23 protein-coding genes are annotated in these 24585 nt (G+C 64.1%); 16 read left to right on the forward strand and 7 right to left on the reverse strand.

What is annotated here, in order from left to right; genetic code table 11:
* Positions 1-36: 36 nt before the first annotated feature.
* Together RN346_RS02240 and RN346_RS02245 are read right to left on the reverse strand one after the other, a co-directional pair.
* Entirely contained in the window at positions 37-1311 is a 1275-nt protein-coding gene (locus tag RN346_RS02240) for an HlyC/CorC family transporter (RefSeq protein WP_263585229.1), read from the reverse strand.
* 77 nt (positions 1312-1388) lie between these two features.
* Positions 1389-2186, reverse strand: a complete 798-nt coding sequence (locus RN346_RS02245; RefSeq protein ID WP_263585228.1) for an inner membrane protein YpjD — start codon at positions 2184-2186, stop codon at positions 1389-1391.
* Between the two features lie 255 nt (positions 2187-2441).
* Here RN346_RS02245 and ffh point away from each other — a divergent pair, with 255 nt between their 5' ends.
* Positions 2442-3860, forward strand: a complete 1419-nt coding sequence (gene ffh, locus RN346_RS02250; protein ID WP_263585227.1) for a signal recognition particle protein — start codon at positions 2442-2444, stop codon at positions 3858-3860.
* A 93-nt stretch (positions 3861-3953) separates the two neighbouring features.
* On the opposite strand, the gene RN346_RS02255 is transcribed toward ffh, so the two are convergent.
* From RN346_RS02255 to RN346_RS02275, 5 genes are read right to left on the reverse strand one after another with little or no spacing between them, the layout of a single operon-like run.
* Positions 3954-4721: a metallophosphoesterase gene (locus RN346_RS02255; RefSeq protein ID WP_311961995.1), complete on the reverse strand. Its 768-nt coding sequence runs from the start codon at positions 4719-4721 to the stop codon at positions 3954-3956.
* Positions 4722-4748: 27 nt separating this feature from the next.
* Positions 4749-5561 carry an ABC transporter permease gene (locus RN346_RS02260; RefSeq protein WP_263585225.1) on the reverse strand — a complete coding sequence of 271 codons (813 nt, stop codon included), beginning with the start codon at positions 5559-5561 and terminating at the stop codon, positions 4749-4751.
* Complete coding sequence (locus RN346_RS02265; protein WP_311959895.1) at positions 5558-6430, reverse strand: sugar ABC transporter permease; 873 nt, start codon at positions 6428-6430, stop codon at positions 5558-5560. Before RN346_RS02265 ends, RN346_RS02260 begins: the two co-directional genes overlap by 4 nt.
* A 59-nt stretch (positions 6431-6489) precedes the next feature.
* Entirely contained in the window at positions 6490-7656 is a 1167-nt protein-coding gene (locus RN346_RS02270; RefSeq protein WP_263585223.1) for an extracellular solute-binding protein, read from the reverse strand.
* Positions 7653-8687: an ABC transporter ATP-binding protein gene (locus RN346_RS02275; protein ID WP_311961996.1), complete on the reverse strand. Its 1035-nt coding sequence runs from the start codon at positions 8685-8687 to the stop codon at positions 7653-7655. The genes RN346_RS02270 and RN346_RS02275 overlap by 4 nt, the downstream gene beginning before the upstream one ends.
* Positions 8688-8847: 160 nt before the next feature.
* Here RN346_RS02275 and RN346_RS02280 point away from each other — a divergent pair, with 160 nt between their 5' ends.
* The 15 genes from RN346_RS02280 to RN346_RS02350 all read left to right on the forward strand — a co-directional run bounded on the left by RN346_RS02280 (position 8848) and on the right by RN346_RS02350 (position 24398).
* Complete coding sequence (locus tag RN346_RS02280; protein WP_311961997.1) at positions 8848-9843, forward strand: LacI family DNA-binding transcriptional regulator; 996 nt, start codon at positions 8848-8850, stop codon at positions 9841-9843.
* A 345-nt stretch (positions 9844-10188) separates the two neighbouring features.
* The gene (gene rpsP / locus RN346_RS02285; protein WP_007111767.1) at positions 10189-10437 is read left to right on the forward strand and encodes a 30S ribosomal protein S16; all 249 of its coding nucleotides are present in this window, start codon (positions 10189-10191) and stop codon (positions 10435-10437) included.
* Between the two features lie 83 nt (positions 10438-10520).
* Positions 10521-11063 (forward strand): ribosome maturation factor RimM, encoded by a 543-nt coding sequence (gene rimM, locus RN346_RS02290; RefSeq protein ID WP_263585220.1) that lies wholly within the window; start codon positions 10521-10523, stop codon positions 11061-11063.
* A 59-nt stretch (positions 11064-11122) separates the two neighbouring features.
* Positions 11123-11884, forward strand: coding sequence for a tRNA (guanosine(37)-N1)-methyltransferase TrmD (gene trmD, locus RN346_RS02295; RefSeq protein ID WP_311960811.1), 762 nt, complete (start codon positions 11123-11125; stop codon positions 11882-11884).
* A gap of 137 nt (positions 11885-12021) precedes the next feature.
* Positions 12022-12378: a 50S ribosomal protein L19 gene (gene rplS / locus RN346_RS02300; RefSeq protein ID WP_263585219.1), complete on the forward strand. Its 357-nt coding sequence runs from the start codon at positions 12022-12024 to the stop codon at positions 12376-12378.
* A gap of 99 nt (positions 12379-12477) precedes the next feature.
* On the forward strand, positions 12478-13359 hold the full coding sequence (gene xerD, locus RN346_RS02305; protein WP_311959921.1) for a site-specific tyrosine recombinase XerD: 882 nt from the start codon (positions 12478-12480) through the stop codon (positions 13357-13359).
* 5 nt (positions 13360-13364) lie between these two features.
* Complete coding sequence (locus RN346_RS02310) at positions 13365-14126, forward strand: DsbC family protein (protein WP_311961998.1); 762 nt, start codon at positions 13365-13367, stop codon at positions 14124-14126.
* A 93-nt stretch (positions 14127-14219) separates the two neighbouring features.
* Positions 14220-15536 carry a homoserine dehydrogenase gene (locus RN346_RS02315; protein WP_263585216.1) on the forward strand — a complete coding sequence of 439 codons (1317 nt, stop codon included), beginning with the start codon at positions 14220-14222 and terminating at the stop codon, positions 15534-15536.
* Positions 15537-15540: 4 nt separating this feature from the next.
* Positions 15541-16935, forward strand: a complete 1395-nt coding sequence (gene thrC, locus RN346_RS02320) for a threonine synthase (RefSeq protein ID WP_263585215.1) — start codon at positions 15541-15543, stop codon at positions 16933-16935.
* An 8-nt stretch (positions 16936-16943) separates the two neighbouring features.
* Entirely contained in the window at positions 16944-18743 is a 1800-nt protein-coding gene (locus RN346_RS02325; RefSeq protein WP_409335779.1) for a single-stranded-DNA-specific exonuclease RecJ, read from the forward strand.
* A 52-nt stretch (positions 18744-18795) separates the two neighbouring features.
* Positions 18796-19413, forward strand: coding sequence for a YitT family protein (locus tag RN346_RS02330; protein ID WP_311959932.1), 618 nt, complete (start codon positions 18796-18798; stop codon positions 19411-19413).
* A 304-nt stretch (positions 19414-19717) separates the two neighbouring features.
* Positions 19718-21073 (forward strand): OmpP1/FadL family transporter, encoded by a 1356-nt coding sequence (locus tag RN346_RS02335; RefSeq protein ID WP_263585212.1) that lies wholly within the window; start codon positions 19718-19720, stop codon positions 21071-21073.
* A gap of 231 nt (positions 21074-21304) precedes the next feature.
* Positions 21305-22403 (forward strand): peptide chain release factor 2 gene (gene prfB, locus RN346_RS02340; protein WP_409335780.1). Its coding sequence is split into 2 segments (ribosomal slippage): positions 21305-21379 and positions 21381-22403, totalling 1098 coding nucleotides; the frame shifts between segments, so codons are not numbered across the junction.
* Positions 22404-22436: 33 nt separating this feature from the next.
* A complete protein-coding gene (lysS, locus tag RN346_RS02345) occupies positions 22437-23948 on the forward strand; it encodes a lysine--tRNA ligase (protein WP_311962000.1) in 1512 nt (503 codons plus the stop codon).
* 63 nt (positions 23949-24011) lie between these two features.
* Complete coding sequence (locus RN346_RS02350; RefSeq protein WP_311962001.1) at positions 24012-24398, forward strand: hypothetical protein; 387 nt, start codon at positions 24012-24014, stop codon at positions 24396-24398.
* Positions 24399-24585 lie beyond the last annotated feature (187 nt).

Below are 24585 nucleotides of genomic sequence, written 5' to 3' on the forward strand. Positions count from 1 at the left end.
TAGAGCCGGTAGCGCTGGGTCGTCGGCCGGGCGTACCTAGCGACGCTGCAGGCGCATCAGCGGCCAGCAGCGTGCCGAGGTGATCAGGTTGTCGCGAATCTCCAGAATCTCCATGCGCGTGCCGCCAATCTGCAGCGACGCGGGGCCTTCCGGAAACGCTTCCAGATGCTCGAGAATCAGCCCGTTGAGCGTCTTGGGGCCGTCGGTGGGCAGCTGCCAACCGAGCATCTTGTTGATCTCGCGAATGTTGGCGGTGCCTTCGATCACGTGGCTGCCATCGTCCTGCTGGTGAATCTCCTCGTCCTCGGAGACGTCGGTGGTGAACTCGCCGACGATCTCCTCGAGAATGTCCTCCAGCGTCACCAGCCCTTCCACATCGCCGTACTCATCGACCACGATGCCGATGCGCCGCTTCTGCTTTTGAAAGTTCAAAAGCTGCGTATGAAGCGGGGTCGATTCCGGAATGAAGTAGGGCTCGCGCGCCTCCTGCACCACCGCCGCCTTGGTCACTTCCTCCTTGGAGAGAAAGCGCGCGGCGTTGCGCAGGTGCAGCATGCCGATGATGTTGTTGATATCGCCCTTGTAGACCGGAAGCCTTGTGTGCTGGCTGGTGCGAATCTGGGCGAGAATCTCCTCCAGCGAGTCGTCGAGATCAATGCCCAGCACCTCGTGGCGCGGCACCATGATGTCGTTCACCGTGACGTTCTCGAGATCGAGAATCGACAGGAGCATGGCGCGGTGGCGATAGGGAATGAGCGTGCCCGCCTCGTGGACCACGGTGCGCAGCTCGTCGCGGGTCAGGCTGTCGCCGCCGTTTTCCACGCTTTTGACACCCACCAGCCGTAAAAGCCCGTTCGAGACCGCATTGACCAGCCATACCAGCGGGTACAGAAGCTTCAAGAGCGGCTCCAGCGCCATCGAGGAGGGGTAGGCGATGCGCTCGGGTTTGATCGCCGCGTAGGTTTTGGGCGTCACCTCGGAGAAGATCAAAATGGTGATGGTCAAAAGCGCGGTGGAGATGGCCGGGCCCGAGACGTCGCCGAAGAAGTGAATGGCGATGATGGTGGCGATCGAGGCGGCCAGGTTGTTGACGAAGTTGTTGCCGATCAGGATGACACCGATCAGCCGGTCCGGGCGAGTCAGAAGACGCATGACTCGTTTGGCGCGGCGGTCGCCGCTGCCGGCCTGGTGGCTGAGTCGATAGCGGTTGATCGACATCATGCCCGTTTCAGAACTCGAGAAGAAGGCAGATAGCAGTATCAGCAGGGCCAGCAGGCCAAACAGTAATCCCAGTGGGAAATCGTCACTCAAGTCGAAGGTTCCTTTGTGGCGTATCAAACTCGTTGTAAAAGGGTGGGGGGTGGCTGTCAAGCGCACCCCCATCGGCACTAGCGCGCGAGAATGATTTCCAGCACGAATTTACTGCCAAAATAGGCCAGCACCAGCAGCAAACAGCCGCCCAGCGTCCAGCGCACGGCGCGCATGCCGCGCCAGCCAAAGCGGTGGCGCCCGACCAAAAGAGTGGTGAAGATCACCCAGGCCGCGATCGACAGCACCGTCTTGTGCATCAGATGCTGGGCGAAGAAGTTGTCCAGAAAGATCAGGCCGCTGGCGATCGACAGCGTCAACAGCAAAACGCCGGCCCAGACCAGCTCGAACAACACGCGCTCCATGGTGGTCAGCGGCGGCAGCGACTGCACGATGCCGCGAATGTGGTGATGCCGGAGCGCCTGGTTTTGAAGCCCGACCAGCACCGCCTGCACCGCCGCGATGGCCAGCACCGCAAACGCCAGCGCCGAGCTTGCCGCGTGCAGCAAAATGCCCGGCGTAAGCCCGGTGTGGCTGCCCTGGTTGGGTAGCCAGGTGGCGAAGATCAGCGCCACCCCGGCCAGTGGAAACAGTGCGATGGCGGCGTTCAACACCGGCTTGAAGAGACTGGCGATCAGCACCACGTTCACCGCCACGGCCATCAACAGTGTGACGCTGGTGGTAAAGCCGGGCAAAAGCCCCGGCGCTTCCCGAAGCAGCATCACCACCACAGGGATATGCAGCAGAAGCCCGATAGCGCCCAGAAGGCGCACCATGCCCCGGCGCGGTGGCACGCGGCGAACCAGAGTCATGCCCTGCCAGATGGCCGCGGCGATATAGAGTACGAAAGCGATGGTCGCGAAAGGCAGCGCCTGCATGATGCTATCCGTGCGCATGTCGCGCATAAGTGATGAGGAAACGACGCGAGAACGTGGTCGAGAACGTGGTCATGAGCGATGGCCACGAGCGACCAAAGAGCCTAGAGACTAGCGTCTACTATAACCAATCGTAAAGCGTCGCACAGCAGCGCAACGCGAAGAGCCATAGAGACTCACGCGCTGAGCGCGTATAATCGAGCCAACACACGTCCGGCGGCGTCTACGCCCGGCGACAGCGACAAAGGCAGAGGCCCCATGTTCCAGAATTTGAGCGAGCGTCTTTCCCAGACGCTGAAGTCGATCAAGGGTCAGGCGCGCCTGACCGATGACAACATCAAGGAAACGCTTCGCGAGGTGCGAAAGGCCTTGCTCGAGGCGGACGTGGCGCTTCCCGTCGTCAAGGCGTTCATCGAGCGTGTGCGCGAGCGCGCCGTCGGCCAGGAAGTGTCCAAAAGCCTTTCGCCGGGCCAGCAGTTCGTCAAGATCGTCCAGCAGGAGCTCGAGGCGATCATGGGCGAGGCCAACGAAGGCCTCAGCCTGAAAGGCTCGCCGTCGGTCGTGTTGATGGCCGGTTTGCAGGGCGCCGGTAAGACGACCTCGGTCGCCAAGCTCGCCCGCTATCTGCGCGAGCGTGAGAAGAAAAAGGTGCTGGTGGTGTCGGCGGACGTTTACCGCCCGGCGGCGATCGACCAGCTCGAAACGCTAGCGAAAGAGGTCGAGGTCGACTTCTTCCCGTCAAGTTCGGATCAAAAGCCGGTCGATATCGCCAACGCCGCGATCAAGCACGCCAAAATCCAGTTCCATGACGTGGTGCTGGTGGATACCGCGGGGCGTCTGGCCATCGACGAAGCGATGATGGCGGAGATCCAGGCGCTTCACAAAGCGATCACGCCAAGCGAGACGCTGTTCGTCGTCGACGCCATGACCGGCCAGGACGCGGTCAACACCGCCAAGGCCTTCCACGAAGCGCTGCCGCTGACCGGCGTGATCCTGACCAAGGCCGACGGTGACGCCCGCGGCGGTGCCGCGCTGTCCGTGCGTCACATCACGGGCAAGCCGATCAAGTTCATGGGTGTGGGCGAGAAGGTCGATGCGCTCGAGCCGTTCCACCCGGACCGCGTCGCCTCGCGCATCCTCGGCATGGGCGACATGCTCTCGCTGATCGAGGAAGCCGAGCGCACCGTTGACAAGGACAAGGCCGCCCAGCTCGCCAAAAAAGTGAAAAAGGGTGACGGCTTCGATCTCGAGGACTTCCGCGAACAGCTCCAGCAGCTCAAGAAGATGGGCGGCATGGGCGGGCTTCTCGGCAAGCTCCCCGGCATGGGCCAGATGGCCGAAATGGCTCAGGGCCCGGGTCCGGAAAAGGAGATGGGCAAGCTCGAGGCGCTGATCAACTCCATGACGCCCAGGGAGCGGCGCTCGCCGGACATCATCAACGGCTCGCGCAAGCGCCGCATCGCCGCTGGGGCGGGGCTGGACGTACCGGCGCTTAACCGCCTGCTCAAGCAGCACAAGCAGATGCAGAAGATGATGAAGAAAGCCGGCAAGAAGGGCGGCATGCAGAAGATGATGCGCGGCATGTCCGGCATGATGGGCGGCGGTGGCCCGGGCGGGCCCGGCGGCCCCGGTGGAATGGGCGGCATGGGTGGCCCCGGCGGCATGCCCTGGCGCTAGGCTAAAGCGTCTGGCCCCTGACCCCCAACCCCAGAGCGAATGACGAGAGCGCCCGCCGGTGATCCGGCGGGCGCTCTTGCGTTGGGGTATCGCTTACGCGCGCAGGTGGCGCCGGTACACGCTCACGCCCTGCGGCCCCCAGTGATGGAGGGGGTAGCTGAAGGGCACCGGCTGCGGGCACGGCGCCTCGATGCTGCCCGGGGTCAGGTGGTACTCGAACGCCGGGCTACCCGCCACCCCCACGTGGTGCGCGCCCCAGTCGGTATGAAACGGCTGATGGATGTGACCACACAGAATCCTCACGGAGCGACCCGCCAGCAGTTCGGCGAACCGCTCGCGCCCCTCGATCAGACTGAACGTATCCCAGTGCGGGTGGCCGGTCTGAACCGGCGGGTGGTGCATGACGATCACCGTCGTCCCCTTGCTTGAGGCGAGCTCGCCTTCCAGCCAGTTCAAACGCTCGGCGCAAAGTGCCCCGTGGGGCGCCCCCGGCACCACCGTGTCCAGGCCCAAAAGCGTCACGCCGGGAAGCGCCACCCGCGCATTCAGAAACGGCCCCGGCACCAGCCCCGTCAGCCGGCTGCCGAGCCCCTCGCGCATCGCGCCGCGCCGGTCGTGGTTGCCGGGCACCGCCAGTATCGGCATGGAGAGAGGGGCGAGCAGCGCAGTCAGGCGCGCGTAATCCGCCGGGGTGCCGCCGTCGGCCAGATCGCCGCTAATCGCGACGATGTCCGGGCAGGGGGCGAGGGCGGCGATATCCGCCACCAGCGCTTCGAGCACGCGCGCGATATCGCCGCGCGCCTCGCCGGTCTCGGAGCGTTCGGTGAAAAGATGAAAGTCAGAAAGGTGGGCGATCAGCATGAAGGAAAGACTCGGGTAGGCACCGGCCTAGCGGCCGATGCGGGACAGCACGTCCGCCTTGAGAAAACGCTCGATGACGAGCATGAAGCCGATAGACGGAATCAGCAGAATCAGCGCGGTGATGGCGGCCACCTGATAGTTCCCGCCCATCGAGGCGTTGAACATCAGAAGTGGCAGCGTGGTGATTTCCGGCGCGCCGACGAAGAACGTGCCGGTGAATTCGTCGACGCTGTCCAGAAACACGAAGATCGATGCGGCGAGCAGCCCCGGCAGGGCCTGGGGCAGCGTCACATCGAAAAACGCGCGCAGCGGTGAAGCCCCCAGGTTGCGCGCCGACTCCTCCAGCGAGCGGTCCACCGCCGAGAACGCGGCGGTCGCGATCCACACTGCGTAGACCAGCCCCGGCAGCGAGTGCACCAGCACCACGCCGATCAGCGTGCCGTTTAGCCCGAGCTGGTGAAAGATCGCCGCGATGTTGACGAAGATCGGCAGGTTGGGAAACGCCTGGGGCAGCAAAAATAGCAGCATGATGGCGTGGCGCCCGGGCAGCGCCAGCCGCGCCAGGGCGTAGCCCGCCGGTACTGCCAGCGCCATGGAGAGCGCCACCGCGGAGAACGCGACCAGCACGGTATTGAACAGTGAACTCCAGGCGCCGGCGCGGGGGCGAAAGACCCGCGCCCAGAAATCGAAGCCCCACTGGGTGGGCAGCGTGTGGGGGTAGAACCACTGCTCGGCGAAGGCCCAGAGCCCGAGATTCAAAAGTGGGCCGAAGACGACGAAGGCTAAAAGCCCGAGCGCAAGCCCAAGGCTCAGCTGTGAAACGAGACGCGAGGCGTTCATTGGCGGGCCTCCCGGGCAAGCGTCAGACGTAGATAGATCCAGGCGGTCACGGCGGTCAGCGCATAGGAGAAGAGCCCCAGGGCGTTGGCCACGCCGTAGTCGCCGTAGTAGGTAATGCGGTGCGCCATCATCGAGGTCATCATGGTGGGGTTGCCGGACAGCAGCATCATCGGCACCGACAGTACCGAGAGCATCGCCACCAGCGAGAGAATCAGCCCCACCCAGAGCGTCGGCGCGGCCTGGGGCAGCACGATCTGAAACAGGCAGCGCAGCCGCCCGGCGCCCAGATTGCGCGCCGCCTCGCTGTGGCTCTGATCGATGGCCGCCATCGCGCCGGCCAGCAGCAGGGTGACGAAAGGAATCTGCTTCCAGGCGAAGGTCACGATCAATCCGCGCCAGTCCAGAAAGCTCTGTGCGCTCTGGGCGCTCATGAGCCCGGCCTCGATCAGCGCGGTGTTCATCATGCCGTTGGTGGAAAGAAACGAGCGCGACAGCTGCCCGGCCACCACGAAGGGGATGAACAGCGGCCAGCGATAGAGCCAGCGCAGGGCGCGCACCGCCCAGGGCGTGGCGCCGAGCGTCAGGTAGCCCGCGATGGCGACCGAGCAGGCCGCGATGAGCGCCAGCGCCCCCAGGCTTACGCCGATGGAAAACGCCACGTCGCGCCCGTAGAGCGTGAGCGCGCGCGTCAGATGATCGAAGGTGAGCCCGCTTTCATCGGTAAAGGCGCTCGCCAGCGAGCGCACCAGCGGCAGCGCATAAAGCAGCACCACCGCGGTCATGGCTGGAAACACCAGCAGCAGCCCGAGGCTCGGTACCAGGCGCCGTCGCGGCGGCGTGCAGGATGTGGCAAGAGAGGACGAAGTCATGAGGGTCGCTCGTCAACGTGAAGGGGGCGAGACGCCCCCGGTGGCGGGTCGGTGCCGGCTCAGCGGCTGACTTTCTGCTCGTAGGCTTCGAGAATGGCGCGGAAGTAGTCGCCCTGGGGCATCGAACGCCCACGGCTGGCCAGCGTCTCTGGCGAGACATCGGCGTAGAGCGCGTCCCACTGCGCCTGGCTCAGCTCGTCTTTCACGTGCTCGGCGTCGATCCCCGGAAACCAGTTGAACTCACCGACGATGCCTTCGGCCTGTACCTCGGGGCTGGTGGCAAGCGCGATGAACTCGGCGGCAAGTTCGGCGTGCTCGGCGCGTTCGGGAATGGCGTAGTACATCGGCTGGCCGGGCATGCCGGGTTCGGGCAGCAGCAGGCGGAAATCCGGGTTCAGGCGCCCGTCGGCTTTCCAGGTGTAGTACATGTCCATCCACACCGGGCCCATGCTGATCTCGCCGCGGTTCATGGCATCCAAAGTGCCGGCGTTGCCCGGCGTCATGGTGACATCGGCATTGAACGCGCGAAGCCCCTCGAGCGCATCGCTCCAGCGCGCCTCGGCATTCTCCTGCCAGGGGCCGTTTTGCAGGGTGTCCGCCATGTCGGTGAAGGCGTACATCCAGCCGAACACGAAGCCGACGCCGGCCATGCCGCCGGTGATGCCGTTATAGCCGAACGCGCCCGGGTGCTCGGTCACCCACTCGGCAAGCTCGGCGTAGCTTTGCGGCGGCTCGGCCAACAGCGCCGGGTTGTAGGCCAGCGCGATCTGGCTCTGAAACATCGGCATCACGTAGCCCTCGACGTCCACGCCGAGCGCGTTTTTCGCACTCTCGCCGGTGGCCAGCGCGGCGGTGTCCAGCTCATCGGTGTAGCGGCGCAGCAGACCCTCTTCGACCATCTGCCCGGCCATGCGCTGATGCAGGACGGCGACGTCCACGTCCCAATTTTCGCTGTCGCGCTGAGCGCTGATGGTTTCAAAGATCGCCTGGCTGCCCGCATCGCCTGGGCCGGTGCCGAGGGCGCGCACGGTGACATCCGGGTGGCTCGCCTCGAAGCGCGGGGCGAGGAACTCGTTCACGTAGGCGACCATGTTGTCGTCGCCGGCGGTGAAGACGTTGAGCGTGGTGTCGGCACTCGCCTGGCCGGTCACCGCGGCAAGCGCGAGCGCCAGTGGCGCGATACGAAAGAGGGGCGAGCGAAGGGCGTTTTCACGGGATGTGTTCATGCGGTGTGCTCCTGACGGTGGGCGGTGGATAGATAACGCTGGTGGGTGTCGAAGGGCATCAGCGCCTTCTCGGGAACCTGCAGGGTGACGAAGCGCCCCGGTGGCAGCGGCGCGGCGGCGGTGGCGAAGAGCGTCGTGCCCAGCACATCGACGCTGACCTGATAGCCGTCGCCGGTGTAGACGCACTCGATGACCTGGCCCTGGCGGCGCAGGCCTTGATCGAGTGCGGTCTCGTCGATGCGAGCATCGCGGGTGCGAAAGCCAAGCGTCGCGGCGCCGGCACGCATCAAGGGGTCCTGTGCCGTGCACGCAACGGTGTTGTCCACGCCCAGAAAGCGGGCGGCGTCCAGATCGGCGGGGGCTTCGTAGAGGGTGGCGGGTGGGGCCACCTGAACGATTTGGCCTTCGCGCATCAGCACGATCTGATCGGCCATCTGCAGCGCTTCTTCCTGATCGTGAGTCACCATGACGGTGGTCAGCCCGAGCGATTTCTGCAGGCGTCGAAGCTCCCCGCGCAGGCTTCGCCGAATGGCGGCGTCGAGATTCGAAAGCGGCTCATCCAGCAGCAGCAGTGGCGGGTCGATGATCAGCGCGCGCCCCAGCGCAATGCGCTGGCGCTGGCCGCCGGAAAGCTGGGTGACCGAACGTGCCTCGAAGCCACCAAGCGCCAGCCGCTCGAGCATCGCCGCTACCCGGCGCTTTCGCTCGAGGCTTGGCACGCCGCGAAGCTTCAGCGGGTAGGCGAGGTTCTCGCCCACGCTCATGTGCGGCCACAGCGCGTAGGATTGAAACACCATCGCGGTCTCGCGCTTCTCCGGAGCAAGCGCTGCGATCGATCGCGTACCAAGGCGAATGTCGCCGTCGCTGATCGGCGTGAAGCCGGCGATGGCGCGCAAGAGCGTGGTCTTGCCACAGCCTGACGGCCCCAGAAGACAGGTGAAACTGCCCGGTGCCACGTCGAGCCTGATGCGCTCGAGGATGCGGCGTTGTTTGAGGTCGACCGTCACGTCGCGCAGAGTGAGAGCATTCATCGACACTGGCAGGCTCCTCGCCAAACGGGTATTTTGAAAGCGCGTGCAAAAAAGTGATGAGGCGATCCTAAAACGTCACTGTGACGCTTTGATGTCGCTCGCATGGCGCTGCTTTTTTATCGCGCGCGCTCTTTATCCACGACCAGGCAGAAGGTGTGCCATGACACAGCAAAAGCGCCGCGTGACGGCGGACGACGTGGCGGCGGCGGCGGGGGTCTCTCGCGCCATGGTGTCGCGGGCGTTCACACCCGGGGCGTCGGTGTCGGTGAAAAAGCGCGAACACGTGCTGGGCGTGGCCGCCGCGCTCGGCTATCGGCCCAACCTGATCGCCCGGGGCTTGACCGGGCAGCGCACCGGGCTAGTCGCGGTGGTGGTCGGCAGCGTCTCGAAGCCTTATGAGGCCTGGCTTCTGGAGCACCTGCTGGCGGCGTTGACCGAGCGCGGTTATCAGCCGCTGCTGCTGCCCGCCGGGGGCAACAACATGAGCGAGATGATTCACCACGCGCTCTCCTATCAGGTGGAAGGCGCGATCGTGGCGGCGGGCTCGGTGAGCCCGGACATCGCCACGCTGTGTCGCCGAAGTGGCGCCCCGCTGGTGCTGATCGGGCGAGTGCTCGACAACTGTCAGGCCGATGCGGTGTGCTGCGACAACCAGGCCGGCATGGCGGCACTGGTGGGCAGGCTCTTGAGCCAGGGGCGCCGGCGTCTGGCCTGGCTTGGCGGGCGCGCGGACGCCTTCTCCCACCAGGAGCGTCTGAGCGGCGCCGAGCGCGCGCTGGCAAGCGCCGGGCATTCGTTCGTGGCCCACGCCCAAGGCGACTTCTCGCTGGAAAGCGGCGTCCTCGCCGCCACCGAGCTCTTGCGCTCGAAAACCGCTATCGACGCCATCGTCTGCGCCAACGACGCCATGGCCCTGGGAGCGCTCGAAGCCGCCCGGCGGTTGGGTATCGAGGTACCCAGGGCGCTTGCGGTGACCGGCTTTGACGACGTGCCGAGCGCGGCCTTTGGGCTCTGCCCGCTGACGACCGTCACCAATCCGGTAAAAACGACCGCTTCTGAAGCGCTTCGGCTGCTGGAGCGGCGCATGGCCACGCCCGCGGCCGCGGTCAATGTCGTTCGCGTGGCCGGGTCGCTCGTCGTGCGCGACAGCGCCTGACGAAAGGCCCTCGAGCCGTGCGATGAAAAACGCCGGGAACGAGGCTGGGCGCGGTTGACGCCCTGCGAGTTTTCTGGCTGTCAGGCTTTCCAAGCAGGCCGCATTTGCGTAGAATGCGGCCTCTTCATGTGTGGGTGTTGGCAAGCGGGGCGTCGAGTGCGCCGTCCGAGCCTGTCGCCTGGGCGTGAAAAAAGGTACAAAACGGCCTGCAGTCGGTATCGCCAGGCGCGCGCTGTATCGCGGAAGTTGTACCGGAAAATAGTCCGGAAAACAGCATGATGAGTGTTCTGATGGCGATGTCGCCATGCTCCACTCTCGTAACCTCAACCGAAGGATAGTTATCGTATGGTTACCATTCGTTTGGCACGTGGTGGCGCCAAGAAGCGTCCCTTTTACCACCTCACCGTCACCGACTCGCGTAACGCCCGTGATGGCCGTTTCATCGAGCGCATCGGCTTTTTCAACCCGGTAGCCCGTGGTCAGGAAGAGCGTCTGCGCGTCGATCTGGACCGCGTCGTACATTGGCAAAGCCAGGGCGCACAGCTCTCTGGTCGCGTTGCCGAGCTGGTGAAAGAAGCACGCAAGCAGGCGTAAGCCTGAACGTTCGTCGATGACGAACAGGGATACGGTTCGTAGGATGGCGGTTTTGTGGTAATGCACTGTAGGAGCACGGGCCAATGACGCGTTTAGACGCCGGCCAGACAGACGAGCACGTGGTGCTCGGCAAGCTGACCAGCCCCCACGGGGTGAAGGGTTGGCTCAAGGTATACTCCTACACAAGTCCTATCGACAGTATCCTGCAGTACCCGGAGTGGTGGGTTCGCCAGGGGGATACCCTGACGCGAATGCCGGTCATTCAGGGGCGCCAGCAGGGCAAGGCGCTGGTGGTGCAGCTCGAGGATGTCAACGACCGAACGGCCGCCGAAGCGCTGGCCCAGGCCGAAATCCTGCTGCCCAAGAGCGTGCTGCCGACACTGGCGGATGATGAGTACTACTGGCACGAGCTCGAAGGTTTGAACGTCTTCACTCGGTCAGGCGAGCGCCTGGGGCAGATCAGCTATCTGTTCGAAACCGGCGCCAACGATGTCATCGTCGTACGCGGCGATAGCGAGGCCATCGATAAGCGCGAGCGGCTGCTGCCGTATCTGCCCGATGACGTGGTGCTCGATATCGACCTCGTCGAGGGCCGTATGATCGTCGATTGGGACAGCGAATTTTGAGCGATCCAACGCTTCAGAACGCGCCCTTTGAAAGCGAACGCGGTGAAGAAGCACCCGCCCTGTGGTTTGGCGTGGTATCGCTTTTTCCCGAGATGTTCGACGCGCTCACCGGCCAGGGGGTCGTGGGTCGGGCCGTCGAACGGCGCCAGATCGAACTCGGGTTCTGGAACCCGCGCGACTACGCCACCGACAAGCATCGCAGCGTGGACGACCGACCTTACGGCGGCGGCCCCGGGATGCTGATGAAAGTCGATACGCTGCGCGCATCGATCGCCGATGCAAAAGCCCAGGGGCTTTCGCGGACAGGGCGAGTGCCAAAGGTGATCTATCTTTCGCCCCAGGGACGAAAGCTCGATCAGCCGGGCGTCGAGGCGCTGGTGCAAGGCGGCCCGCTGGTCGTGGTTGCCGGGCGCTACGAAGGTATCGACGAGCGGGTGGTGGAAAGTGACATCGACGAAGAGTGGTCGATCGGCGACTATGTGCTGAGTGGCGGTGAGCTGCCGGCCATGGTACTGATCGACGCAGCGGCAAGGCTGATTCCCGGCGTGCTGGGGCATCAGGACTCCGCCATCGAGGACTCGTTCAACGACGGTCTGTTGGACTGCCCGCACTACACCCGGCCGGAAGTCATAGACGGGAAGCGGGTGCCGGATGTGCTGCTAAGCGGCCATCATGGCGCGATCAAGCGCTGGCGGTTGAAGCAGTCGCTTGGGCGCACCTGGCAGCGTCGGCCCGATCTGTTGGCCGGACGCACCTTGAGCGCCGAGCAGCAGCGTCTGCTTGACGAGTTCATCGAAGAAAACGCCCTGCCCCACGGGTAGGCCAGGGCGGCGGTGCAGGGCTTAACGCACCTGCGTCACCCATAACGACTCCCGCGTGGCTCGTTTCGAGCGCCGGGATCACGGTTTGCCCCTTCCACAACTGCGTGGCAAACCATTACGTTATTCAGGAGTAAGACATGAGCAGCAAGAACAAGGTGATCCAGGCGATCGAAAACGAGCAGATGAGCAAGGAAATTCCGGGCTTTGCACCGGGCGACACCATCGTCGTTCAGGTCAAGGTCAAGGAAGGCACTCGCGAGCGTCTGCAGGCCTTCGAAGGTGTGGTCATCGGCAAGCGTAACCGTGGCCTGAACTCCGCGTTCACCGTGCGTAAGATCTCTCACGGTGTGGGCGTCGAGCGTACCTTCCAGACCTACAGCCCGCTGGTCGACTCCATCGAAGTCAAGCGCCGCGGTGACGTACGTCAGGCCAAGCTCTACTACCTGCGTGAGCGCAGCGGTAAGTCGGCCCGTATCAAGGAAAAGCTGGCGTAATCGCGGCTTTTTTGCGGGCGCGTTCGCGCCCGGGTACACAACCCCGTCTCCGCTTTGCGGGGCGGGGTTTTTTATTGGCTGCGCGCCGGGAGTCTGGCCTTGAACGACATCGATGTGTTTTTGGACGCCCTGTGGCTCGAGCAGGGCGCAAGCGAGCATACGCTGTCGGCCTACCGGCGCGATTTGATCGCCTGGCAGACGTATCTCGAACGCTTCGATGAGACCCTGCTGGCGCCAGACCCCGCGCGCTTTTCCGCCTGGCTCGACGAGCGCCAGCAGGCCGGCTATCAGCTTCGAAGCAACGCCCGGCTTTTGTCGTCGCTTCGAAGCTTCTACCGCTGGGCGCAGCTCGGTGGTCACATCGACCACGACCCGCTGGCCGAGGTGGCGCTGCCCCGGGTGCGCCCGAGCCTGCCCAATACGCTCGAAGAGGAAGAGGTCGACCGGCTGCTGCTCGCCCCGGACACCGCCACCGCGCTCGGGCTTCGCGACCGCGCCATGCTCGAACTCTTGTACGCTTGTGGGCTGCGTGTTTCGGAGCTCGTGGGGCTTTCCAGTGACGCGGTGAACCTGCGCCAGGGCGTGGTGCGGGTGCGCGGCAAGGGCGACAAGGATCGGCTGGTGCCGATGGGCGACGAGGCGGTAGGGTGGCTCGAGGAGTATCTGGCGCGCGGCCGGCCCGCGCTGATGGCGGACGTGACTCGCCCGGCGCTGTTTCCCGGCCGCGGCGGCAACGCCATGACGCGACAAACCTTCTGGCATCGGATTAAAATTCACGCCGTCACGGCCAATATCACCCGCTCTTTATCGCCGCATACGCTGCGCCACGCGTTTGCGACGCATTTATTGAATCATGGGGCCAATTTGCGGGTCGTACAGCTGCTTCTTGGACACAGTGACCTGTCCACGACGCAAATTTACACGCATGTTGCCCAGGCGCGTCTGGAGCAGCTGCACGCCGATCATCATCCACGAGGTTGAATACCATGCGTCAACGCACGACGTTATTATCACGCGCCGGGTCGCGCTCACGGCTTGCGCCGTTTTTGCTGGTGGGCGCGGCGCTTCTGCCCGCCGCGGCTCAGGCCGACGCCGAGCGCCTGGCCGAGTCGCTCGAAGTCAACGGCCAGCCCATGCCCGTCGAGGAAGTCCTCGAAACGCCCATGGAAGGCATCTACCAGGTGCGCCTGGAAAACGGCGAGTCCTTCTACGCCAACGAAGACGGCAGCTACTTTCTGGTCGGCGATCTTTATCAGAACGCCGAGCAGGGCCTGGTGAACCTGACCGAGCAGGCGAAAAACCAGCAGCGCATGGCCGCGCTCGACGCGGTGCCGGCGTCCGAGCGCTTCGTCTATCGCGGCGTGGACGAGCCCCGGGCGACCGTGGTGGTCTTCACCGACCCGACCTGCCCCTACTGCGAGCGGCTGCACGAAAGCGTGCCGGAGCTCAACGAGCGCGGCATTGCGGTGCACTACCTGGCCTTTCCGCGGGCAGGCATGGACAGCGACGCTGCCAGAACACTGGAGCGCGCCTGGTGCTCGGATAATCGCAGCGAAGCGATGACGCGCGCCCAGAGCCGTGAGAGCGTGAGCGGCGAGATCTGCGACAATCCGGTGGCGGATCAGTACCAGCTCGGCATGCAGCTCGGCGTCACGGGCACGCCGGCGATTATTTTGCCCGATGGGCAGCTGGTGCCGGGATTTGTTCCGCCGGATCGGCTGGTCGGCATGTTAGGCTTGGATGACTGACGTAAACGATTAAAATGCCGCCACGGGTGGCGCACGCCAAACTCAACTATCAAGACGCCGCACCCTAGGGTGCGAAGCTAGAGGGGAAGTATTTTGAAACCGGTAAGAGTAGGCCTTTGTGGTTTGGGAACCGTCGGTGGCGGCACGTTCAACGTTTTGATGCGCAACGCGGATGACATTGCTCGCCGCGCCGGCCGTCCGATCGTGATCGAGCAGGTCGCCCATCGCAGCATTCATCCCGACTGCGACATTACCGGCATCAACGCCACTACCGACGTGTTCGAAGTGGCGACCAACCCCAACGTCGACGTACTCGTCGAGCTGGTCGGCGGCTACGACGTCGCCCGCGAGCTGGTGCTCACCGCCATCGAAAACGGCAAGCACGTGGTCACCGCCAACAAGGCGCTGATCGCCGTGCACGGCAACGAAATCTTCCGCGCCGCGCATGAGAAGGGCGTGATCGTGGCGTTCGAGGCGGCGGTGGCGGGTGGTATCCCGGTGATCAAGTCGCTGCGCGAGGGCCTGGGCGCCAACCGCATCGACTGGGTGGCGGGTATCATCAACGGTACCGGCAACTACATTCTGACCCACATGCGCGACGAAGGGCGGGCATTCGAGGACGTGCTCGCCGAAGCCCAGGCGCTGGGCTACGCCGAAGCCGACCCGACCTTCGATGTGGAAGGCATCGACGCCGCCCACAAGCTGACCATTCTGGCCTCCATTGCCTTTGGCGTGCCGCTGCAGTTCGAGAAAGCCTTCACCGAGGGCATCGCGCGCATCACCGCCGAGGACGTCGAGCAGGCGGACAACCTGGGCTATATCATCAAGCATCTGGGCATCTGCAAGCGCACCGACAAGGGGCTCGAGCTTCGCGTTCACCCCACCCTGATTCCGAAAGAGCGCCTGCTCGCCAACGTGCACGGCGTCAAGAACGCCATCGCCGTGATGGGCGATGCGGTCGGCCCGACGCTTTACTACGGCGCCGGCGCCGGCGCCGAGCCGACCGCCTCGGCGGTGGTCGCGGACATCCTCGATGTCGCCCGCGACATCACCACCGACCATCACTATCGCGTGCCGTATCTCGCCTTCAGCGGCATCGAAGACGATATCAACGATCTGCCCATCATGCCGATGGAGGAGATCACCACGGCCTACTACCTGCGCCTTCTGGCGGTGGACCGCCCCGGCGTGCTGGCACGGGTCGCCACCATTCTGGCCGAGCAGGGCATCTCCATCGAAGCGCTGATTCAGAAAGAGGCCACCGAAGGCGAGCTCGTCCCGATCATCCTGCTGACGCACCGCACCCGGGAGAAGCAGATGAACGAGGCGATTCGCGAAATCGAGGCGATGGCCGATATTGCTGGCCCGGTCACGCGTATCCGCGTGGAGAGCCTGGACGAAGGGGAGTAGTCACATGCGCTATATCAGCACGCGGGGCCAGGCCCCCGCGCTCTCGTTCGAGGAAGTGGTGCTGACCGGCATGGCCAGCGACGGCGGGCTTTACGTGCCGGAAACGCTGCCCACGTTCTCGCAGGAAGAGCTTGAGGCGATGGCCGGGCTCTCCTACGCCGAGATCGCCTTTCGCGTCATGAAGCCGTTCGTCGGCGGTGAGATCGACGACGCTACCTTCAAGCGTCTGGTGGAGGAGGCTTACGCCACCTTCAGCCACGACGCGGTGGTGCCGCTCAAGCAGCTCGACGCCAACCACTTTTTGCTCGAACAGTTCCACGGCCCGACGCTGGCGTTCAAGGACGTCGCGCTGCAGCTTCTGGGGCGTCTGCTCGATCACTTCTTGAAAAAGCGCGGCGAGCGCGCGGTGATCATGGGCGCGACCTCCGGGGACACCGGCTCGGCAGCGATCGAGGGCTGTCGCCACTGCGACAACCTGGATATCTTCATTCTGCATCCGCATAAGCGGGTATCCGAGGTGCAGCGGCGCCAGATGACCTCGGTGCTGGCCGATAACGTCTTCAATATCGCCATCGAAGGCAATTTCGACGACGCCCAGGCGATGGTCAAGGCGAGCTTCGCCGATCAACACTTTTTGCAGGGTACCCGGCTGGTCGCGGTCAACTCGATCAACTGGGCGCGCATCATGGCCCAGATCGTCTACTACGTGGCCGCCGGCGTCGCGCTCGGCGCGCCGCACCGCGAGGTCAGCTTCTGCGTGCCCTCGGCGAATTTCGGTAACGTGTTCGCGGGCTACACCGCTTACAAGATGGGGTTGCCGGTGAAGCAGTTCATCATCGCCACCAATGCCAACGACATTCTGCACCGTACGCTTGCCGCCAACGACTTCTCCAAAAAGGAGCTCGAAGCGACGCTTGCACCGTCGATGGACATCGTCGTCTCGTCGAACTTCGAGCGGCTGTTGTTCGATGCCTACGAGCGCGACGGCAAGGCGGTCGCGGCACTGCTCGAGCGCTTCCAAAAAGAGCCGACGGCGCTCGCCGAGGCCCCGCTTGCGCGGCTGCGGGAGAAGTTCGCCAGCCACAGCGTGGATGATGCGACCATTCTGGAAGTGATCCGCGAGGCGCATCACCGCACCGGCGAGATGCTCGACCCGCACACCGCGACCGGCTACCGGGCCGCCGAGCGCGAACGCGCTGACAGCCACACACCGGTGATCACGCTGGCTACCGCTCACCCGGCCAAGTTCGCCGAGGCCGTGGTCAAGGCGGGCTTTCAGGGCGTGGCGCTGCCGACCCACATGGACGACCTGCTCGAGCGCGAAGAGCGCTACGCGGTGCTGCCGGCCGAGCTTGAAAGCGTCCAGCAGTTCGTGATCGATCATCGTCGCAAGCACTGATGGTTGATGTGAGCGACGCCATCGCAACGCTTTCGCAAAACGCCAGCCGGCCCCGACTGACGCCTCGTCCGTTGGACGAGGCGGTTTACGCTCGCGCCCAAAAAGAGGGCCTCTCCGAGCTGCAGTCAAGGCTTCTGGCCTCGCGCCTGCCGGGCTACACCGAGCCGCTTGCGCCGCTGGTGTCGCCGAGCCTTCGTTATCTCGCCCATCCGGCGCGTTTGGCCCACGGCAGGCGCGGCGCCGAGCGTATCGCCAAGGCCGTCGCCGAGGGCGAGTCGATCGGCATCCTGACCGACTACGACGTCGACGGTATCACCTCTCACGTGGTGATTCGGCGCACGCTGGTCGAGCTTTTTGGCGTGCCGGAAAAGCGGCTTCACAGCCTGATCGGCCATCGCATCAACGACGGCTACGGTATCAGCCTGCCGCTGGTCGAGCGCACGCTGGCGCTGTCGCCGCGCCCGAGCGTGGTGATTACCGCCGACTGCGGAAGTAGTGACGAGCCGCGGATCGCGCGCTTGAAGGAGGCGGGCATCGACGTGGTGGTGAGCGATCACCACGCGCTGCCCCAAGCGGGGCCGCCGGCCTCGGCATACGCCTGTATCAACCCGACGCGCGAGGACTGCGACTATCCGGACAAGACCATCGCCGGCTGCATGGTGGCGTGGCTTTTGATGTCGCTGGCCCGCGGCGTGCTCATCGAGTGGGGCGTTTTGAACGAGGCCACGCCCAAGCTCTCGCCCTGGCTCTCGTACGTGGCGCTGGGGACCGTGGCCGACTGCGTCTCGCTCGGCGCAAGCCCCGCCAACCGCGCGGTGGTCAGCCACGGACTGACCCTGATCAACCGGATGGACGCCGCCTGCTGGCGCGCCATGGCAGCAAGGCTCGGGGCGGACAGCGTGCCGTTCAACGCCGAGACGCTGGCCTTCCAAATGGGCCCGCGCATCAACGCCCGTTCGCGCCTCGATGACCCCTACGCGGCGCTTCACTATATGCTGGCCGAAAGTGACGCGGTAGCCAATCGCCAGCTCGAGGTGCTGGATCAGGACAACCAGTCGCGCAAGGCGATCGAGGCGGACATGGCCGAAGAGGCCAAGCGCCTGGCGCTGCCGGCGATCGAGGCCGGCGAGCCCGCGGTAGTGGTATTTCTCGAAGACGGCCACGCCGGCGTGCAGGGCATCGTCGCTTCCCGCCTGGTGCAGGCGTACGGGCGCCCGGCGGTGGTACTGACCAAAGCCGCCGCACCCAATATGCTCACCGGCTCCGGGCGCTCCATCGATGGGCTTCACCTGCGCGACGCCCTGCAGCGCACTTTTGAACTTGCCCCCGAGGCGCTGCCGCGCTTTGGCGGGCACAGCGGCGCGGCGGGGGTGGGCCTGGCGCTCGAGCAGCGCGAGGCGTTCAAGGCGGCGTTTCTACAGGCCGTGACCGAGCAGCTCGGAAGCGAACCGCGCACGCCAAAGCTTTACACCGACGGCACTCTCGACGCCGCCCAGCTGAATCTGGCGACACTTGGCGAAATCGACGCGCTGGGCCCGTTCGGCCGCGAGTTCGAGGCGCCGCTGTTTCAGGGCGACTTCATCGTCGAGTCGCTGCGCCCGGTGGGCGGCGACGGCGTGCACCTGATGCTGGAGCTCTCGAGCGGCCCGGTGACCTGCAAGGCGATCTGGTTTCGCGCCCTGACGCCCGGGGAGCTGCCCGCCTTCGGCGTCGGCGATACGCTGACCTGCGCGTTCAAACTCAACCGCAACCGCTGGCGCGGACGCGAGTCACTGCAGCTGATGGTCGAGCACGCCGAGATCATATAAGCGCCTGGCGACGCGGCCGTAGTATCAACAAGGACATAAAAGGGACGCACTCATGCGCGTGGAAGACCTGCCCCAGGACCCGCATACCCTGGTCGAAGACGCCATCGCGATGCTGCTCGGCACGCTGTTCGTGGCGCTGGGGGTGACGTTCTATACCCACGCGGTCCTGCTCACCGGCAGCACGGCGGGGCTGGCGCTTTTGTTGAACTACATGACCGGCTGGGGCTTCGGCGTCTGGTTCTTCGCCATCAACCTGCCGTTTTACTATCTCGCGATCAAGCGCATGGGCTGGAGTTTTACCCTGCGCACTTTCATTGCCATCGGTCTCGTGTCACTTTTCTCCGAGCTGACCGGCGAGTGGGTGGTCTTCGAGAGCGTACCCACGCTCTACGCCGCGCTGATGGGCGGGGCGCTGATGGGTCTTGGCATGCTGATGCTCTTTCGCCATCGCACGAGCCTGGGTGGCATCAACATCCTCGCGCTTTACCTGCAGCAGCGCCATGGCCTGCGGGCGGGCTACGTGCAGCTTGGCGTCGACTCCGTGATTCTCGCCGTCGCGCTCACCCAGTTGCCGCTGGATCGCGTCGCTTACTCGGTGCTGGGCGCGCTGACGCTCAATCTCATCATCGCGCTCAACCACAAGCCCGGGCGCTATATCGGCGTGAGCTAGGCCGCGCCTGGTTCTCGTAACGGCGGGCCAAAACTTTAGCCCCAGCGGGGGCGATTTCCCCCGGCGCTTTCAACGCTGCGCTGTGTTTTCATGGCGGCATTAAAACCGTGCCTACGAGTTTGAGAAAAGCCGTTCGGCGCGCATTAAAATGCTCGTACGACTAATGGATAGCCCCGAAAATAAATAAAACGAGCGTTTGCCTCTTGAACCCGCGCCCGCATTGGGCGAAAACTAATCACTGGAACACAATAATAAGGCGGGCGAGTCGTAGTGCCTGCCGGATCATTCGAAAACGAGGCTCACTATGCATAACAACGTAAAAAAACTCGCGCTGGTGTCCGCCGTTGCGGCGGCGGCCTTCGCAAGCCAGGCCAACGCCGGGGGCTACCAGATCAACGAACAGAGCGTCAGCGGCCAAGGTTATGGGCACGCCGGACGCAGCTCCAACGTCAACGACGCCACCATCGTTTACGGCAACCCGGCGGGCATGTCGTTTCTCGACCGCGCGCAGATCACCGCCGGCGGCACGTACCTGAACCCGAAAACCGACATCAGTAACGTTCAGGCCAGCCGTACGCTGGACTCGGGCGTGGCGACCGGCGGCGCACCCAACGGCGTTCAGGTGCCCGTGGGCGGTATCCCCGGTACCAACGAAGGCGACATGGTGCCCGGCACGCTGGTGCCGTTCGCGTTCTACGCGCATCCGGTCAACGAGCGGCTGGCGTTCGGCTTCGGCGTCTACGCCCCGTTTGGCTCCAAGACCGAGTACGAAGGCTCGTTTCAGGGCCGCTACTTCGGTGACTACACCGAAGTGGTCGTGCAGTCGGCGCAGCCGACGGTCTCCTACCGCTTCAACGACCAGTGGTCGGTGGGCGCGGGCGTTACCTACAACAAGGTCGACGGTGAGCTGCGCCGCCAGCTGCCTTCCGGCCCGGCGTTCAGCGCCGCCACCGATATCGACTCGCGCGTCGAAGGCGACGACGAGGCCTGGGGGTATAACCTCGGCGTGATCTATCAGCCGGTCCCGGAGACCACCTTCGGTCTGACCTACCGCTCCAAGGTCGACTACACCCTGGAAGGCGATTTCTCCGCGACCGACCCGCTGGGCAACGTGGTGCGCGCCGACTCAAACGCCTCGCTCGATTTGACCACGCCGGAGACGGTCAACTTCTCGCTGACCCAGCAGATGAGCGACCGACTCAAGCTGATGTTCGGCGCTTCCTGGGTACGCTGGAGCCAGTTCGACGAGATTCGCGTCACCGGCACCGGCGGCGGCGTGATCACTCAGGAGCAGCAGGACTACTCCAACGCCTGGGCGTTCGCCACCGGCGGTGAGTACCAGCTCACCCCCGAGCTTGCGCTGCGCGCGGGCGTCACGCTCGACTTCACGCCGACCAATGACGAGTTCAGAAGCGTGCGCATTCCCTCCGATGACCGGCGCATCTTCTCACTGGGCGCGGGCTGGACGCCGATTCCCGATTTGACGCTGGACGTGGCCTACTCGTACCTGACCGAGCGCGGCACTTCCGTCGAGCAGTCGCGCCAGGATCTGCTGGCAAGCCCGGCGACTCGCGGTATCCCGGTGGGCGGGGCGACCTACTCGGCGGACTACAAAAACGAAGCTCATGGCTTTGGCGCGCAGCTGACCTACCGCTTCTAAGTACGTCTCGGTACTCTCTTGAAAACCCGGCTCCGGCCGGGTTTTTGCGTGTGCGGGCAGGGCGGTAGATGCACCCACCCCCCGCTTTCGTTACACTAGGTGCCCATTAATGCATCGGTTTCGTTTGTCGGGTCAGCGGCCTTGCGCCGCCCCCGTGCTCAGCGAGCGCCCCGACCAACGACCACCCCATTTGAGTACCCTGGCGGTACTGATCAGATCAAGGCGCGACCCATGTTGGAAACCAACCCGATTCATACCCAAATCAAGGACCTGTCTGAGCGGACAGACGTTCTTAGGGGGTATCTTTGACTATGCCGAGAAGAAGGATCGGCTAGAAGAGGTCACCCGCGAACTCGAGGACCCGAACGTCTGGAGCGACCCGGAGTACGCCCAGAAACTCGGCAAGGAGCGGGCAACGCTTGAGACCATCGTCGCCACTATCGACGAGCTGGACCAGGGGCTTGGCGATAGCCGGGATCTTCTGGAGCTGGCCGAGATGGAGGAGGACGAGAGCACCGTCGAAGAGGTCAAGCGCGAACTCGATACCATGCAGGCGTCGCTCGAACGGCTCGAGTTTCGCCGCATGTTCGCCGGCGAGATGGACGAAAACAACGCCTACCTCGACATTCAGTCCGGCTCCGGCGGCACCGAAGCCCAAGACTGGGCGAATATCCTGCTGCGCATGTACCTGCGCTGGGCCGAGCATCACGGCTTCAAGGCCGAGATCATCGAAGCTTCCGCCGGCGAAGTGGCGGGCATCAAGTCGGCCTCGGTGCATATTCAGGGCGATCACGCCTTTGGCTGGCTCAGAACCGAAACCGGCGTTCACCGGCTGGTGCGCAAGAGCCCGTTCGACTCTGGCGGTCGCCGCCACACGTCCTTCGCCTCGGTGTTTTTATCGCCGGAAGTCGACGACAGCTTCGAGGTCGAGATCAACCCGTCGGATCTGCGCGTGGACACCTACCGCTCCAGCGGCGCCGGCGGTCAGCACGTCAACACCACGGACTCGGCGGTGCGGATCACCCACGAGCCGACCGGTATCGTCGTTGCCTGCCAGAACCAGCGCAGCCAGCACGCCAACCGGGACTTCGCCATGAAGCAGCTCAAGGCGAAGCTCTGGGAGCACGAGATGCAAAAGCGCAACGCCGCCAAGCAGGAAGCCGAGGACTCCAAGGCCGACATCGGCTGGGGCAGCCAGATCCGCTCCTACGTGCTCGACGACCAGCGCATCAAGGATCTGCGCACCGGCGTGCAGTCCAGCAACTGCGACAAGGTGCTCGACGGCGATCTGGATCAATTTATCATCGCAAGCCTCAAGCAGGGTTTGTAATCTTTTTTGGGTTCGATCATTCAAGGGTGTCTGATGGCCAACCAGGACGCGTCTTCTGCGGAAAACGAAAATCATCTGATCATGGAGCGCCGCGGCAAGCTCGCCGCGCGCCGCGAAAGCGCCGCCACCACCGGCAAGAGCGCCTTTCCCAACGGCTTTCGCCGGGATAGCCTGACCGTCGAGCTGCAAACGCAGTTCGGTGACAAGGACAAGGCGGAGCTCGAGGCGCTGGATCATCAGGCGGCGGTGGCCGGGCGCATCATGCGAAAGCGTGGCCCCTTCATCGTCATTCAGGACGTGGCCGGTCAGATCCAGCTCTACGTGGATAAAAAGGGCCTGCCCGCCGAGCTTCTGGAAGACATCAAGAGCTGGGACATCGGCGATATCGTCGCCGCGCGCGGCCCGGTGCATAAATCCGGCAAGGGCGATCTCTACGTGATGATGGTCGATGCCCAGCTTCTGACCAAGAGCCTGCGCCCGCTTCCTGACAAGTTTCACGGCCTGACCGACCAGGAAGCGCGCTATCGCCAGCGCTACGTCGACCTGATCATGAACCCGGAGTCGCGCAAAGCGTTCGAGACCCGCGCTGCGGTAATCAGCGCGATGCGCCGCTTTTTCGAGGACAAGGGCTTCATGGAGGTGGAAACCCCCATGCTGCAGCCGATCCCCGGCGGGGCCACGGCGCGCCCGTTCATCACCCACCACAACGCGCTGGGCATGGACATGTACCTGCGTATCGCCCCGGAGCTTTATTTGAAGCGGCTGGTGGTGGGCGGCTTCGAGAAGGTCTTCGAGATCAACCGCAATTTCCGCAACGAAGGTCTCTCGACCCGGCACAACCCCGAGTTCACCATGGTCGAGTTCTACTGGGCCTACGCCGATTACAACGACCTGATGGACATGACCGAGGCGATGCTGCGCGCCACCGCCCAGCAGGTACTCGGTACCACCACGTTGAGCTATCAGGGCAATGAGTACGATTTCGGCGCGCCGTTTCGCCGCCTGACGCTCAAGGATTCGATTCTCGAGTACGGTGACGGCATCGATGCCGCTGAGCTCGAGTCGCTTGAAGGCGCCGTGAAAGTCGCCGAGCGCGTGGGCGTGAAGGTGAAGCCGAGCTGGGGGCTGGGCAAGGTCCAGACCGAGATCTTCGAGGAGGTTGCCGAACATCGCCTCGATCAGCCCACCTTCATTACCCAGTACCCGGCGGAGGTGAGCCCGCTGGCAAGGCGCAGCGACGCCGATCCTTTCGTCACCGACCGTTTTGAGTTTTTCGTGGGCGGGCGCGAGATCGCCAATGGCTTCTCCGAGCTCAACGATGCCGAGGACCAGGCCGAGCGCTTTCGCGAGCAGGCCGCCGAGAAGGACGCGGGCGATCTGGAGGCGATGTACTATGACGCCGACTACGTGCGGGCGCTGGAGTACGGCATGCCGCCCACGGCGGGCGAGGGCATCGGGATCGACCGGCTGGTGATGCTGTTCACCGACAGCCCCTCGATTCGCGACGTACTGCTGTTCCCGGCGATGCGTCCGGAAGTCGAGTAAAAGTTGGTAAGGGCGCGTTTTAGCGCCCATAATGGTCAACGTTTCGACGGCGAGGAGAATCCCATGAAACTGCTTAACCGCTCCGCTCTGAGCGTCAGGCCGACCCAATCCTTTCTGGATTGGATCAACGCGCTGGAACCCACCATGGGAGACGACGACCTGACACTGGGTGACGTCGAACGTGAAAGTACCATTTACCTGATCCCCGAGATGGACACCCCCGAGGCGCTAGAGACCTTCGTGCACGAGCGCTGCGTGGAAATTCTCGAAACCGAACTGCGCGCCTGGGAAGAGGACGAGCGTCAGTGGCCCGAGACGCTGGACTGGTCACTGTTCCAGTCGTTTTTGCGCGTCGAGCACAGCTACCTGGCGATCGATCTCGACGATGAAACGGCGCTTGAAATTTCCGATGTCGACGACGCGCTGCTGCTCGACAACGACCCGGCCTGACGCTTTCGCAGAGCGTACGTTTTTCGAAACCGGCTTCGGCCGGTTTTGCCGTCAAGGCCCTGCAAAAAAGCCCGGCAAAAAAGCGCTGTAAAAAAGCGCTGTAAAAAAGCCCTGCAATAACGTCCTGCTCGAAGTCCTGCCCAGGGAGCGCTTTACTCAAACGCAGGCCTGTCTTAAGGAAGCCTTG

This window comes from Halomonas sp. PAMB 3232 (assembly GCF_031954225.1).
GTDB lineage: Bacteria > Pseudomonadota > Gammaproteobacteria > Pseudomonadales > Halomonadaceae > Vreelandella.